At 47.4% G+C, this 14,912-nt stretch carries 12 protein-coding genes; 7 read left to right on the top strand and 5 right to left on the bottom strand.

Annotated features, from left to right (window positions below; genetic code table 11):
* Positions 1-45: 45 nt before the first annotated feature.
* Positions 46-1,218 carry a DUF563 domain-containing protein gene (locus EXE47_RS13535; RefSeq protein ID WP_137708424.1) on the top strand — a complete coding sequence of 391 codons (1,173 nt, stop codon included), beginning with the start codon at positions 46-48 and terminating at the stop codon, positions 1,216-1,218.
* Positions 1,219-1,263: 45 nt separating this feature from the next.
* Here the strand turns inward: EXE47_RS13535 and EXE47_RS13530 are convergent, their stop codons facing one another.
* Positions 1,264-2,307 (bottom strand): polysaccharide pyruvyl transferase family protein, encoded by a 1,044-nt coding sequence (locus EXE47_RS13530; RefSeq protein WP_137708423.1) that lies wholly within the window; start codon positions 2,305-2,307, stop codon positions 1,264-1,266.
* A 196-nt stretch (positions 2,308-2,503) separates the two neighbouring features.
* On the opposite strand from EXE47_RS13530, the gene EXE47_RS13525 reads away from it, so the two are divergent.
* Both EXE47_RS13525 and EXE47_RS13520 read left to right on the top strand, forming a co-directional pair.
* Positions 2,504-3,616, top strand: coding sequence for a polysaccharide pyruvyl transferase family protein (locus tag EXE47_RS13525; protein ID WP_137708422.1), 1,113 nt, complete (start codon positions 2,504-2,506; stop codon positions 3,614-3,616).
* A 177-nt stretch (positions 3,617-3,793) separates the two neighbouring features.
* Positions 3,794-4,792, top strand: coding sequence for a hypothetical protein (locus tag EXE47_RS13520; RefSeq protein WP_137708421.1), 999 nt, complete (start codon positions 3,794-3,796; stop codon positions 4,790-4,792).
* Between the two features lie 92 nt (positions 4,793-4,884).
* On the opposite strand, the gene EXE47_RS13515 is transcribed toward EXE47_RS13520, so the two are convergent.
* Both EXE47_RS13515 and EXE47_RS13510 read right to left on the bottom strand, forming a co-directional pair.
* Positions 4,885-5,709: a transposase gene (locus EXE47_RS13515; protein WP_137708420.1), complete on the bottom strand. Its 825-nt coding sequence runs from the start codon at positions 5,707-5,709 to the stop codon at positions 4,885-4,887.
* A gap of 190 nt (positions 5,710-5,899) precedes the next feature.
* Positions 5,900-7,114: a glycosyltransferase family 4 protein gene (locus EXE47_RS13510; RefSeq protein ID WP_137708419.1), complete on the bottom strand. Its 1,215-nt coding sequence runs from the start codon at positions 7,112-7,114 to the stop codon at positions 5,900-5,902.
* A gap of 94 nt (positions 7,115-7,208) precedes the next feature.
* Here EXE47_RS13510 and EXE47_RS13505 point away from each other — a divergent pair, with 94 nt between their 5' ends.
* Positions 7,209-8,150, top strand: a complete 942-nt coding sequence (locus tag EXE47_RS13505) for a hypothetical protein (RefSeq protein WP_137708418.1) — start codon at positions 7,209-7,211, stop codon at positions 8,148-8,150.
* 60 nt (positions 8,151-8,210) lie between these two features.
* Here EXE47_RS13505 and EXE47_RS13500 read toward each other — a convergent pair whose 3' ends face one another.
* Positions 8,211-9,386, bottom strand: coding sequence for an O-antigen ligase (locus EXE47_RS13500; RefSeq protein WP_137708417.1), 1,176 nt, complete (start codon positions 9,384-9,386; stop codon positions 8,211-8,213).
* A gap of 122 nt (positions 9,387-9,508) precedes the next feature.
* Between EXE47_RS13500 and EXE47_RS13495 the strand changes: the two genes are divergently transcribed.
* The 3 genes from EXE47_RS13495 (at position 9,509) to EXE47_RS13485 (ending at position 13,784) form a co-directional block, all read left to right on the top strand.
* Entirely contained in the window at positions 9,509-10,612 is a 1,104-nt protein-coding gene (locus EXE47_RS13495; protein ID WP_137708416.1) for a glycosyltransferase family 4 protein, read from the top strand.
* A 73-nt stretch (positions 10,613-10,685) separates the two neighbouring features.
* Positions 10,686-12,287: an alkaline phosphatase family protein gene (locus EXE47_RS13490; RefSeq protein WP_137708415.1), complete on the top strand. Its 1,602-nt coding sequence runs from the start codon at positions 10,686-10,688 to the stop codon at positions 12,285-12,287.
* Between the two features lie 39 nt (positions 12,288-12,326).
* The gene (locus EXE47_RS13485; protein WP_199237900.1) at positions 12,327-13,784 is read left to right on the top strand and encodes a sulfatase; all 1,458 of its coding nucleotides are present in this window, start codon (positions 12,327-12,329) and stop codon (positions 13,782-13,784) included.
* Here the strand turns inward: EXE47_RS13485 and EXE47_RS13480 are convergent.
* Entirely contained in the window at positions 13,778-14,878 is a 1,101-nt protein-coding gene (locus EXE47_RS13480) for a glycosyltransferase family 4 protein (RefSeq protein WP_137708413.1), read from the bottom strand. The two genes, EXE47_RS13485 and EXE47_RS13480, sit on opposite strands and share 7 nt — an antisense overlap.
* Positions 14,879-14,912: the final 34 nt, after the last annotated feature.

Below are 14,912 nucleotides of genomic sequence, written 5' to 3'. Positions count from 1 at the left end.
TCAAAACATTACGAGGATTGTGGTAGTGTTCAAAGGTTTTGAATTATGAGTAGAATAAAAATGAACCCCCTTAAATCGATCAAAAAAAGAATAACGAGAGCAGCCTGGGAATCTTATATCAATATGTATTCTATAACGATAGGGAAGTGTAATGAAAAAGAGAAGCGTGATATCTGTGAATATACAACGTATGAGAAAGATGAACCGGGATATTATTGTAATATTCCCAATTCAAAATATTTTCCCGAAGATTTCATGCGATTTGCCGGTTATCACAAACCTGAACCAAGATACATGTGTTGTATTTCACCGTGCCAGATAGTAGGGGCTTTGGCAACACCGATAGTTCAAAATAAGATTGTACTGGATTCGTTTGGGGGAACGGCAACCAAATTCACATCTATCAAAACCACTACTCAAAAAAAGGAATATTTTGAAAATAATTACACCGTACTAGACTATATCTTTAACCGTTTAGAAGTAGATCGACCAGTTCATCCCTCCAATCAAATATTTCCCCTAGTACATTATTATAAATCATACTTTCACTGGATAACCGAATATTTGCCTAAATTACGTGTATTAGATAAATATGAAAGACAGACTGGTAACAAGCCAGATATACTGATAAGATCCAATCCTGAGTCATTTCGTCTAGAAACGCTAGAGATGCTCGGGTACAGCAAAGACAGGCTAGTAACGTGGGATAATACCGACTATAATGTTGATAATCTTATTATTACAAACCACCGCGCACAACCGACGAATCAATCCCTCAGAGACTATTTATGGCTACAGAGAGAAGTATCTCAAAGCATTTCAGACCGTCCAAACATAGAAACCCATAATAGAATATTTGTATCGAGGCAGAAAACAAATAGGCGCATAGAAAACTACGGAGAGTTCACGAGTTTATTAGACAGATATGATTTTGAGCCCCATGTATTGGAGGATTTAAAATTCGAAGAGCAAGTACAATTATTTGACAATGTGGATATAGTTCTTGGACCACATGGAGCGGGACTAACAAATCTGATTTTTTCTGACGATCCCTGTGTTATAGAACTGATCCCTGATAATCATGTTGACCCGGGGTTTTACCTGCTAACTGAATGTTTGGATTTAGACTATTATCCATATATGACAAGCACAAACAAGAACGGGAACCTTATAATAGATATAGAAGCACTCAGTGATTACTTAGATAACATCATGTGACACATTATATTCAAAAATTCTTTGCGATACAAGTAGCAAATTCTTTTAATTTACTACGCTTCTCGGAAACATTTTCTTTAATATCTTCAATGAGAGTATCGTCATGTAAGGCTGAATCCACTTTTCAGTGAGATTAGCAGATGTTACTTGATCTGTCCGAATATTGTACTCTTCCATGCCAACAGATCTTGCAAAATCTAGATTTTTCGGCCTGTATTCGAGAGATACAAAAGGCGTGTATGTACAAGCTGCTAAGACATTTGAATGTAACTTGTCTCCGATGACAAGGTCACATTTAGATATTTCATTGATAGCTCCTCTTACATTCATAAATGAGCAGAAATCTATAAACGATGCATTCTCAACCCGTGCCGCTGCTTTTTTATTCAGTGATATATCTGGAGGATAGAATGGCATGAAAATAAATTTATATGTATCTGAATATGAATTACAGAGATCAACAACAGTACTTATATAATTATCATTTTTAGACCACTGATATTTACCGTCTCGAAGCACAATACAAATACGATTCTGTTTATTTGTATAATATTTATCTGGTGTGAGAATTAAAGCTGTGTCGCCCACTATCTTAGAATCAATATTGTATTTTGAAAGAAGGGACTGTGTTTCCGGTCCCCTAACACCTAAATAGTCTAGCTGATATTCTCTTAGACAGCGGAAATCGCTTTCTGACAAGTAGTGATTCGATGATGTGACGGTATTGCTCAATTCTTTAATTGGTCGCAATAAATATTGGACGTATCTACTATCTAATACCGATCCGTGTCCACGTTTTCCCAGATAGTATCCAAGATCTACCTGACTGAATCGCTGATTCCAGAACTCCGGGCTACTCGCTCCCACACCAATGGCTGCTACGAACTCAGCATCTTGCTTTTGAGAGTCAATAGGGTTCGTTTTTGGAAGGACAGTTCCACCACCTATAAGAACATTATCTCTCTCGTTCAAATAGTCAATATTACTAAATTGATAATTCTGAAATAGCTTGGTATTTGCCAGATATATTGCCTCATCGCCGATATTATTTTCTCCAATCCATCCAGAATATGCGATAGTATCTGTCATGATCTGAACAATCCAAATACAAGTATAAAATTCTGACTGTGCTGGCGGCTTAGTTAGATAAGACGATTCTATAAAATATATAAGTTGTCGATTGAATTATTTCAGTAGTTTTTCTAATATATTTATGATAGATTATCTTCAATCTGGGTATCCGCAGAACACAATCTGCTTATGTCACTAAGCAGTACCGCATTCCATGGAAACTCTCGCATACTGTGGATCAATATGGTCAAGAAATGTTGGAGATGAATCCATCTATCTCGCCAATCATAAACTATTCTCAGATTACCAGATCATTCCCAGCCGGCACGACGATCACAGTAATACACTCATACTTGGTGGTGGCACAATTCTTCCCCGAGCACTCAAGTCTGAGTGGGAGATATACGACGCGACACCTCGTGCGCACAATTACTGTGTCGGGATTGGTGTACGGGATCCCGATTACTGGAATCAAGCAAAAGGAGCGTTTGATTTGCGTCAATCACTTGGGAAGCGTGGTATCAATATCAGTAGACGTATCAAAGGTAATAGGCTGCTAAGTTATGTGACCGATCGTTTCACTCCCGACTCACTCATCTTGACTGAAGAATATTGTTTTGAGGAGGATTTCGAGGCAATCTCTCAGTTCGGGTTTGACCGTATCTCTGTTCGCGGCCCACAATCACAGGAGATACTAAGACAATACGATATTGAGTCGACAGTGGTCGGAGATCCCGCACTGTATCTGGAACCCCCAGAATACCACAGCGAACAAACCAACGAGATCGTGGTATGTCTCATGAAGCCATACGTTGGCAAATGGAGCGAGAATACGGATTACATCGATGTTCTCATTTCGAGTCTCAATGAGAAGTATGCCGAAAGTAAAGTCACATATATGCCCTTCAACCACTCGGATATCCCGGTGAACCTCGCCGCAGCCCAGAAGACCAAAAACGCGGATCTATACGTTACTAACCATCTTCAGTTCAACGAGATACTTTCGAAGATCTCACAAGCTGATTTCGTTATCGGGGAACGACTTCACTCGGTCATTCTTTCGGCTGCGTGTCATACACCGTTTGCTGCACTTTCCTATCGTCCGAAGCATCATGACTTTGCGGCCTCAATCGACATGAGTGAGTACGTCCTCAAAACGATTGATGTAACCCCTGATCGTCTACACGCGCTACTTGATACCATTCAGTCAGACTATATTTCAATTCTCAAATCACTTGAGCAAGAAGTATCCATCAAACGTAAGAGGTTAGAAAGCTTTGCGAACGAAGTCACATCCGATCTAATATCATCTTCATATAACAGGTGACTCCGTTTATTATGAATTGATCACAATATGCCGCAAATAAGCTAATTAAGTTCTTTCTTATTAAGACATATGAATATTGTATATTAATTTGTTGTTATAATTTGAATGTAGTGAGGAGGTTGCTCCTCCTTAGTGAATAATACTCAATAGCTCCTGAAAACGTCTGCGATATCCTTGTTGGCAGTCGATATCCGTGTTAACAGCAGCGATTCTATCGGTTATCATAGTCCAGTTGTCACTGACAACTGCCTGGGAAAGGATTCGAGACGTAGATCAAGTTGGCTGGTGATTAATGAGGCACTGATATTTGATGTCGCTCGTTTGATTGAGGAACAATTAATATACGCTATGGAGAGTGTGATGATTATGTCCAAAGGAGTAGTGTATGTTGCCACTGGTGAGCAATTTGTAAAAGAGGCCGAGCTTGCGGTCGATAGTTTATCGAATGAGATGCCAGACCTACCAACAACAATTGTTACTGGTCAAACAACCAGTCCATCTGGATTTGACAACGTTTTACGACTCGCTGAACCATCATATAGTTTCAAAGACAAAATATTGGGACTACAAATGTCTCCCTATGAGAAATGCGTTTTTTTGGATACAGATACATATGTAGCTAAACCATTTCCCGAACTCTTTGAATTACTAAATCAGTTCGATATTGCTGTAACTCACAACCAGAACAGGGACATCCACACCTCTAATCTAGGAGTTCCAAAATCTTTTCCAGAATACAGTACCGGTGTTATTGCGTTTGATAAATCAGAAACGTCAAATTTATTTGAAAGTTGGCTTAAATTATATGAGAATAAACATAACGGAGACCAACCGGCTTTTCGAAAATGTTTGTATGAAAATGACATTCAAGTTACAACTCTTCCAAGAGAATACAATTATTCAGTTAGAATCCCAGCACATCTTGTGAAGACTGTTACTATTTTTCACGGAAGGTTACTTGATATTGATTCTCCAGGTGCACCACTATATTACGATATACCCGACAGTGTTTCTCGGATAAATGGTGAAGAAGGTCACCGATTGTTAACTACAGGCGGTTATTTCCGGAGTACAGACCCACCAATAACTCATCGTATTTGTGATTCTATAAATAACCGGGGTCTAGTTGGTAGTATATCACGAGTGTTTGAAAAGTACACGCCACCGTATAATTGAGTCAATTAGATTGACTTAATTTCCAATCAGCCAGCATACGACAATCAGAGCACTTTCTTGTGCTCTATTGAAAATGCGGTACGGGAGCGGGATCATAGTGTTTTGGTGAGCTTCTTGAGATTGTTGAGGGCGAACGAGAGGATGATCTCACGGAACTGTCGGTACCAGAATTGCGAACGCAGGGCGGAGTCCTGCGTTCGCTTGACCGTTGAGTAGGATGTTTCCGACATCCACCGCTGTGTATAGCCTTTTGCCCGGATCAGCGCGTTGTTTGCTGCTGCCTTCGGGGTCGATCCACGGTACTGAATGAGGTAGTTCACATCTAATGCTGCGATCTCGTATTCGGTGTGCCAATCTTGAAATCCGTTATCGGCAGCGACGGCCCGCAGGTCGTCCGCGTTCCGGCGGACGACCCGCGGGCCAGCCTTCGTATCGTGCTCATGCTTGATACAGCAGTGAACGTCCAACACCGCCAGCGACTCTGTATCGGTCAATGTCGTCGCCTTGACCGTCTTTACTCTCCGTCCTTTCCGCTGACAATAATACTGGGAAGCGTTAGATCGCTCGAAGAACGTGCTGTCGAGGGCAACGTGGCCGGATTGCGGGTGTTGCTGCGCTGAAACGCGCAGCAACGCCCGCCAGACATACATCGCATATCGATCAAACGAGTGGTAGAACGTGGTTGGATCGGGTGGAGCATCCGAGCTGATCCCGAGACGCTCGCACACGTCCGGCATGAGACTGAGCCGATCTACGAGTTCGGCGTAGCTGTGGCCTTCTTCCTTCCGAATACAGTGTGCGACGATGTGAGCCTCGCGGGCAAGCCCGCCCGAGACGGGCTTGCCCGCTCGCTTCCCCAACGCTTGTTTAGCTACACGTAGTGCTGTCTCAACGAGGTCGAGCAAGGCGACTCCCATTACCGCTTTCTCGACCTCGTTTTCCTAAACTCATTACGGCGTGATCCCGTTGCTGTCTTCCACTTTCAATAGAGCAATTCTTACTATTATTGGATCAATAGATAGTTTATACACGCCAATAGGCTAATATATCAAATCCTTTCTGACGATTAATTGAGATAGTAATATAACAGTACGTTAGATAGTGTTACTAACTAAAATCTACAACATCGGTGTAAAGTTTCTCAATGTCTTCAATAACTTGTGAACGGTCAAAATTCGTTACCTGCTCATTCGCAGCTTCAGACTTAGCGTTTAGTGTTTCTGAGTCAGCGATTTCAAGAATCGCATCTCGAAACCCGTCAACAGAACCATCCGTAAGTTGGCCAGCGTCTCCGACGATCTCGCCGATTGTTCCATACTCACTCGTAACGATTGGTGTACCAGCCGCAAGCGACTCAAGATATACGCGCGCGAGTGGTTCTTCCCAAATACCGGGATAAACGAAGCAATCGTGTGAGGCATAGACTTTGGGGAGCGCCTTATTTGGAACAAAACCACGGAAATTGATAAGGTTCGCCACGTTTTCTGCTTGTGCCTGCTTTCGGATTTTTTCCTCCAGTGACCCGGTTCCAACGACAGTAAGAGTGAATTTTACATCAGTGTGAGCTAATGAAGAGAGGATAGGAATTAATTTATCAGCGCCTTTGTGTTTCTCTAGGCCACCAACATAGAGGAGCTTGTACGGTTCAGAGAAATTGCTCTCATGTGGAATGATAAAGTCCTCATCAACAGGGTGTGGAATAACCGCTATTTTGTCTGCGTCATATCCGAATTGGACATAGTTATCACGGACGTGTGCTGATGGAGCTCGAAAACCGTCGATATGCTCTAATCGACGCTCACCAGAGTTTATGAGCCGAAGATTTAACAGTTCACTCGCAGTCTCGTACAGGTAACCACTCTCGCTGTCAAATCCGGTACGGGAGATACAGTTCATACATTTGAGTGTAGACTTGCTCTGACACTGTTTCTGATCCCGGTACAGAAGGTCGTTCTTGGCGCACGTGCCGCCGTAAGCGTTCAGAGTGACGAACGTCTTAACACTTGAACTCTCTCCGATCTGAGCAATAGAGGGAATAAGCGGTGTTAAATAACTATGGACGATATCGAACCCCCGAAGTTCGGCAAGGCGAGAAGAGACTTCTTTGTTGAGTCGTGTATTTGTATGGGGATGGCTACTGTTTCCGGTTAAATGTCGCAGTTGTATGTTAGATCGATCCGACCTCGACTCTGGTGAATCAGGACAGTAGACGCAAATATCATGACCGGCATTGGCCAGCCCATCGACGATCTGAGTCGCAGAGTGAGTTGCACCAGTACCTTCAGCGGAGGGAAAACGTGGGTGAATGAAAGCGATCCGCATTAGCGGACTGTTACAACGAGTTGGCGAATAGTTTTCGATACAGTGTCTGAACGGATCCGAAGACCTATCTCGGTGATTCGATAGAGAACCGCATATGAACACGATTGGTCGATTAAAGCGAGCGATCAAAAGTCCACGGTTATTCCTTCGAGGAGTTAACCGAGCCTATCATCGTCGTGGTGGTCTTCGAACGGAGAACACTACTGGCATAGACGTATTCGACGAGGACTGGGACACACTGGTAGTTCTCGATGCGTGTCGGTACGACATGTTCAAAGAGGTGAATCATATCGAAGGAAGTCTAACTGCGAAGGAATCTAAAGCATCGTCGACACCAGAGTGGCTCCGCGCGAATGTCCACGGTCGCAATCTGCGCGATACAGTATATCTTACGGCGAATCCTCAGCTCGAACGCAACCGTGAGAACTGGGATGTCGATTTTTACGAGGTGATCAACGTCTGGCTCGACGAGGGTTGGGACGAAGAAACTGGAACCGTACTCGCCGATACGATGACTGAGGCCGCGATAACGGCACACAAGCAGTTCCCGCAAAAGCGTATAGTGGTCCACTACATGCAACCACACTATCCGTTCGTTCAGTCCGATACGGCGTTCGATAAGGAGCACTTGGCATCTATCGAAAGCGGTGAGGACGAAGCAACCGGACAAAACGTCTGGGCACAGAAGTTCACAGGTGAGCTCGACCAGACTCGATCAGAGCTGTGGGACGTATACACAGCAAATCTCGAGTACGTATTGAAACACGTTGAGGACCTGCTTACCGAGATACCGGGAAAAACGGTTATTACCTCTGATCACGGGAACTACGTCGGTGAACACGCGTCACCGATACCTATCCGAGAGTACGGTCATCCTAGAGGATTATATGACGAACCAGTTACGCGTATTCCCTGGTTGGAGGTTATTCAGGGGGGACGCCGAGAAATTCAAACAGGAGTGACCAGCGAGATGAATGAAGAAGTTGACACAGACAGAGTTACGGAGAGACTCAAAGACCTCGGATATCGGGATTAACATAACGGATGGGCTAATTTAGTCATATTCAAAAATTAAATGGAATATTATCCTAAGTTATTAATTTAGATAGGTGGCTGTAATGAAGTATCCCATTAGTAAGGCGATGATCGAAGAGCGCATTGCTACTCCTACGAATGAAAGAGAATTAAATATTTGAACAAATACAAATGAAACTAGTAACATCGCAAGTATAACTTGCGAATCGGTGGTAGTCTGTCGAGTAGCACTGATGGGAATTCCGAGTGACAGTATGGAATAAAGGCACCCACCAAAGAGACCAAACGCGGAGAACATCCGTAAATATGAATTGTGGGGATTACCCACGATGTCAACTACTCCTGTGAAATTATATCCGAAGAGTGGCCGCTCCTGTAGTGATAAAATACTTGTTGTCCAAAGTTCCCGACGATTATTAAGAGAAACTTCTGTGAGGAATTCCGGACCAGGGAATACGTTAAACATCATTAAAAAGGCAATGAGTAGACTGGAAAAGCCACTGATTACTGCGAGGGTCATAAACTCTCTACCTAGTTTTGTGTGTACAACATAGATAGCTAGTGCCGCCAATAACGCAATCCATCCTGTCCTATAATTTGAGAACGCTAGTCCCAAAAGATTCAGGACCAATATAACGGTTATGAGCGAACTGCGATCAGTCTTCCATTCGTATAGTGAAGCGATAGTACCAAAGAGGGCAAAAGAACCGAGCTGGTTCGGATTCACAAACACACTCATCATAGGTTGTAAACTCGGATACCAATACAATTGACTGCCCCATAGAGAGATATTCACAAATCCAATACTGACAGTATATCCAAAATACGGAAGGGACCCAATTACAACCAGAAAGGCACCGAGTCGGCTACCAACAAAACAGAATTGGCGGAAAGTGAAGACTTGAGGAAAAATAATCAGGTTCGCAGTCGTAAAAGTGAGCAAAGCTAAAAGGCGAACTACATCACCAAGAACAGGATCAAGTAGTGTCCGGAACAATACGAATGACGAAAATAATAAAAACAAAGCAATATAACTTCTATTTGTTACATCTATCTGAGTAACATATACTAGGAAGTACAACGATATGACGGTATATACGGTTGCTATAACTATGTACGCAGACGCACTGGATATCGTTGTATTTTGTAATATGAGTGAACAAAATAAGAATAATAATAGTACCAGTGGGAAAATTGTTTCAATCTGTTGTCGTCGAGATCGCTCGGTAACTTCCACAGGCCCATCAAGAAAGTGTTAAATTATAAGTACTGTGTTTCAATTTGATCCCTACATGCAGATAGTCATGACCGAACTGCAGAGTGAGAATTTTTATTAACCTACTAGAATACATTAAGTAAATGACTGATGTTCTATATCTAGTCAACTCGATCTCATCAACGTCAATTCCAGTTGAAATTGCCTCTGCGATTAACGAGCATACTTGTTCAAACGTTACAGTCGGCGTCCTTATGGAGGGTTCTGACGATATCCTTGATCCAGATGTCCAGGAGATGGAGCTACCGATAGTATGCTTCGGAGGAACTGGCAATTTCGACCCCGTTCCATACCAACGGTTACGGGATCATATACACGATCAGAAGTATGATATAATACATCCACATCACAATTTTACTGGATCAATTGGAAGAATTATTGGGCGGTCACATCAAATTCCCGTAGTCAATACAGAACACAATGATGTTCAATATTTTTCTCTGGCACAACGCCTTGTGAATGCGGCCACCTTCTGGCTACCACAAGTGAACGTTTACAACTCGGAGAGTACTCTGTCATCACTGGGGCCAGTTGAACGATGGCTCTCAAATCGAAATAAAGTCATTTACAATGGAATAAATATCGAACGTATTAGCGAAAGTAGATATCATGAGCTTCCAGTTGATCTCCCAGACAAACTCTTAATCACGAACGTAGGGGTGATGACTGAGCAAAAGAACCAGAGAAACATCTTGAGAGCTGCTCGACAAATGAAACAACGGTCAGCAGTGGATAACGTTCATTTCGTCATCTCAAGTAGCGGGCCACTTGAAAAGGAATTAAGAGATCTTGCTTCTCAACTCAAAATATCAGATATTATAACATTTACGGGCTATCTTCCAGAACGGGAGCAAATATACAGTCTACTTCACCAGTCAGATATATTTCTCACACCTTCAGTATATGAAGGATTCTGTGTAGCGGCTGTGGAAGCGATGGGTTGTGGTTTGCCTGTAATTGCGAGTGACATAGATGTCTTCCACGAAGTTATTGGGGAACATGGGATTTTTGTTCCACATGATGACCCGGACGCGATCGCGACTCAACTAATTGAGACCAGTTCTGAGATCGATAGTAAACAGATTCAGACAAAGCGAGAGAAGTTACGCCAAAGGGCTGTATCAAAGTATTCTTTAACACAAACGGCAATCAAGTATCACGAACTCTATCAAGAAGTGAGTACCTGACAGATGGTTCAGTTCAATTCGACAGAGCCAACGTGCTAGGCACAAAAATAACTAAGGACCAAGATACTTACTCATGACAGATACGATCGTTCTCGGCCTCGACGGAGCTACATGGGACATATTAGATCCCTTGATTAACCAAGGGAGACTCCCGAATATAGAGCAACTGATCTCTTCTGGTTATTCAGGCACATTAGAAAGCACGTTCCCCCCGATTACTGCCCCGGCATGGCTCTCGATGGCGACGGGACAGAATCCAGGGAAAACGGGCGTGTTCTATTTCTTAAACCGTGAATCTCCGGATTCTTTCGAGTTCAAAACGCTCGGCTCAGAGAAGTTCGAACAGAGCAGCTACTGGGATGTGCTCTCGGCCTCGAACCGGTCCGTCGGCGTGTTCAACTTCCCGATGCTCTACCCGCCGTACGAGGTCGACGGCTTCATGGTTAGCGGGTTAGGATCGCCTGAGGACGACACGATAACCTACCCGAACGATCTCGCTAGAGAACTGAACGACGTGACGGATGGATACCAAATCAAAGTTCCGTATGCCGACCCAAAATACGACGATCGGCCCGCTGCTCTCGAAGCCGATCTTCTCAAAATCGCTGGCAAACGCGAGACGGCGATGACATATCTCCTTGATGAGAAGGGTCCCGACGCGTTCTTCGGCGTCATCAGCGCGACCGACTGGGCACAACACTACTTCTGGCGGTACCACGATGAGGACCACGTACTTCACGAGCCCGGAACGGAGTTCGAAGAGACACTCACCCGAGTGTGGAAGCGCGTCGACGAGACAGTCGGAAAGATCGTCGAGAGAGCGGAGGCGGAAGACGCCCAACTGTTCCTCGTTTCCGACCACGGGTTCGGACCCGTGAACCGGACGTTCCACTCGAACAACTGGCTGAGACGCGAGGAGTTCACTCAAGAGTCGGACGAATCGTGGCTAACGAAGGCCCGAACCGAGTACTTCCCGTATCTCCGACAGATCGGAGAAGGGGTCGTCAGCGTCGTCCCACAACTCAACGACTTTGCGAAATCGGTCGGAAAGTCGATACGGAAGGACCCCGGAGAAAACGTTGACTTCGATACGAGCATCGCGTTCGCCCCGCGACAGAACCTCACGTGCGGTATGATCTACATGCTCTCGGATCGGGAAGAGGACAAACAGGAGGTAATCTCGAAACTCGAGGAGGCTGTCGAAACGGATCCCATAGCAAAAGAGGTCGAGATCTACGAGCCCGAGGACCTCTATGAGGGTCCAAAGACTGATCTCGCCCCGGACCTGTTGTTCGAGATCGACGACTTCGAGTGTGCGATCGACCCGCGCTCGACGACCGGAGACGACCTGTTCTCCACGGGACCGCCATCGAAGGCGCGAAACGGCGGGCACAACCGAGACGGGATCTTCATCGCGTCCGGACCCGGGATCGATTCGGGGTCAGGTCTCGACGCGAGGATCTACGACATCGCACCGACGCTGCTCTACATTCACGACCAGCCGATCCCTGAGGAGATGGACGGAAACGTGTTGTTCGACGTATTCGGATCCAGAGATCCCGACGAGGAACCAGAAAGAGCCCCGATCGAGACCCTGGTCGAGCAAGGGGAGAACGTCGAACGAAGCGACGATGAAGAGGTACAACAGCGACTCGAAGACCTCGGGTATATCTAATCACACTATGAACCCGAGACAGAGAGAATCATCCGATCCATGACTAACGTCGTCCTCCTCGTGATGGATACCGCCCGATACGATTCGGTACTCGGTACTCAAACCAATCTCCCGACTTTCGATACCCTCCAAAATCAAGGGGTCACGTACACGTCCGCCTTCGCAAACGCTCCCTGGACCCTCCCGTCACACGGCGGGCTCTTTTCTGGACAGTACTCCTCAAAACACGGTGCAAGTGCGGCCGCTAAGCGGTTCCCAGAGCACACGCCCACTATCGTCGAGGCGTTCAAAAACGCGTCCTACGAGACGGTCGCCATCTCGAATAACACCTGGATCAGCGACGAGTTCGGGTTCGCTCGCGGGTTTGACACCTTCCGGAAGAACTGGCAGTACATCCAGTCGGACGTCGACCTCGGAAAGATCGCTCGAGAAGAGGAAGGATTCGATAAGATCCGAGGCGTCGCAAAACAGCTGTTCGACGGAAACCCGATCGTCAACGCCGCCAACGCGGTGTACGGACAGTTCGTCAGGAAGCGCGCCGACGATGACGGAGCAAAGAGTACCAACCGATGGATTTCCGACTGGCTCGACGATCGAGACGACTCGGACCCGTTCTTCCTGTTCATTAACTACCTCGAACCACATCTCGAATATCGACCACCTCGGGAGTTCGCCGAAGAGTACCTTCCCGAAGGCGTGAGCTACGCAGAGGCGATGGAGGTTAATCAGGACGCCTGGAGCTACATCGCGAACGACGTCGAGATGACCGATCGGGACTTCGAGATCCTCGAAGCGCTCTACCACGCGGAGATCGCCTACCTCGACGAGCGGATCGGCGAACTCCGCCGCCTCTTAGAAGAGGCCGGCGAGTGGGAGGACACGATCTTCGTCGTCACGGGAGACCACGGCGAGAACATCGGCGATCACGGACTGATGGACCACCAGTACAGCCTCCACGACACGCTGATCCACGTTCCATTGGTGATCCATGGTGGTGCGTTCACTGGTGGAAAAACGGTGGACGACATCGTTCAACTGACCGACATCGCACCAACGCTTCTCGACGCGGCTGGAATCGATACGGACGAGTTCGTGGAGGAGTCACAGGGTCGATCGTTCCATCCCGACGCCGAGACCGAACCGCGAGAGTACGCATTCGCTGAGTATCTGGCACCGCAACCCTCGATGGAAGCACTTGCGAAACGTGTCAGCGATCTGCCCGAGGAGGTGTACGAATACGACCGATCCCTTCGAGCGATCCGAAGCAAAAACTGGAAGCTTATCCGCGGTTCCGATGGCTCCATCGAACTCTACCACGTCGCCGACGATCCCGGCGAACTCGAGAATCTCGCATCGGAGCGTTCGGAGAAGGTCTCGGAACTCGAAAGCGAACTCGACGCGTGGCTCGGCTCCTTCGAACACGCTGACGCCACGGGAGACGCGGACATGAGCGACTCGACGAAGGATCGATTAGAAGATCTCGGCTATCTTCAGTGACTGATCGATTCCAAGTGCGCCGTTGTGTTTTCGACCGTCGATCGCCACTGGTGGTTCGCGACCGCTTGTTCCTCGCTCTCGCCGTCCGCCCCAAGTAGGTCCAAAAGCGAGTTGGAAAGGGATTCTGCCGACATGTCCTCAACAGTCCGACCGGCGGAATTCACGATGTCCTCTATCTGTTCGAGCTGACTCGTGATGGTAGCAGTCCCGCTCGCCATCGCTTCCAACACCGTCCGTGGAACCCCCTCCGCTCGACTCGGCAACACCAAGACGTCCCCGCTGCGGTACACCTTCGGCATCTCATCGTAGGGCACGTGCCCGAGGAACGTCACCGCCTCCCCGATCCCCAGCTCCGCCACCTGCGCCTCCAAGTCCTCGCGTAACGCGCCGTCGCCACACAGATACAGCTCCGCGTCCGGATACTCCTCTAACACTTCTGCGAACGCCTCGACCGCCAGCCACGGCCGCTTTCCCTCCGCGAACCGCCCGACGAACAACACCACCGGCCCCTCCGCGTCGATCAGGTCACTCTCCGGCCCCTCGGGCGTGAACCGCTCCGTGTCGATGCCGTTCGAGACCACCTCGATCCGCGAGGTTACACCCAACTCCCGCACGCGCTCCTTGTCCACGTCGGTGTAACAGAACACCACGTCCGCCTGATTGAACGTCCACCGCCCGAGCGTCTTCAGGTACAGCGAGAACAGTCGCTCCGGCGCGTTCTGACTGTACAGCCCGTGGTTCGTGATCGCCAGCGGAACCTCGCCGAGCCGCCGCTTCAGCGCCGCGAGGTTCGTCACGAAGTAGCAGTGCGAGTGCGCGTGTATCACGTCGAAGCTGTCGCCGTCCGCATGCCAGAGGTACCGCGCTACCGGGGGCGAAACGTCGTTCCCGAGCAGCGTCACGCCCGGAGAGACGCGCAGGATGGTGTACCCGTGCGTCTCCTCAACGCGCGGCAGCGACCCGTCCTCTCGCGTCGTGAGAACCGTCACGTCGTGGCCCATCGCGGCCTGGTCTCGCGACATCGCGTGCACGTGGTAGTCGCCGCCCCCCTTCGTGTCGGGATATATCCACGGCGCGACACGGAGAATTCGCATTGCCAGCTCGTACCCGATGCCCGCGTACAAACGT

Origin of the sequence: Halorubrum sp. GN12_10-3_MGM, from assembly GCF_005435235.1 — an archaeon.
Taxonomy (GTDB): domain Archaea; phylum Halobacteriota; class Halobacteria; order Halobacteriales; family Haloferacaceae; genus Halorubrum; species Halorubrum ezzemoulense.
This window is presented reverse-complemented; position numbering and strand designations above follow the sequence as displayed.

Coding starts and splice junctions, on each gene's coding strand:
- EXE47_RS13535 (WP_137708424.1), top strand. CDS start 46: ATGAGTAGAATAAAAATGAACCCCCTTAAATCGATCAAAAAAAGAATA.
- EXE47_RS13530 (WP_137708423.1), bottom strand. CDS start 2,307: ATGACAGATACTATCGCATATTCTGGATGGATTGGAGAAAATAATATC.
- EXE47_RS13525 (WP_137708422.1), top strand. CDS start 2,504: ATGGAAACTCTCGCATACTGTGGATCAATATGGTCAAGAAATGTTGGA.
- EXE47_RS13515 (WP_137708420.1), bottom strand. CDS start 5,709: ATGGGAGTCGCCTTGCTCGACCTCGTTGAGACAGCACTACGTGTAGCT.
- EXE47_RS13510 (WP_137708419.1), bottom strand. CDS start 7,114: ATGCGGATCGCTTTCATTCACCCACGTTTTCCCTCCGCTGAAGGTACT.
- EXE47_RS13505 (WP_137708418.1), top strand. CDS start 7,209: ATGAACACGATTGGTCGATTAAAGCGAGCGATCAAAAGTCCACGGTTA.
- EXE47_RS13495 (WP_137708416.1), top strand. CDS start 9,509: ATGACTGATGTTCTATATCTAGTCAACTCGATCTCATCAACGTCAATT.
- EXE47_RS13490 (WP_137708415.1), top strand. CDS start 10,686: ATGACAGATACGATCGTTCTCGGCCTCGACGGAGCTACATGGGACATA.
- EXE47_RS13485 (WP_199237900.1), top strand. CDS start 12,327: ATGACTAACGTCGTCCTCCTCGTGATGGATACCGCCCGATACGATTCG.
- EXE47_RS13480 (WP_137708413.1), bottom strand. CDS start 14,878: ATGCGAATTCTCCGTGTCGCGCCGTGGATATATCCCGACACGAAGGGG.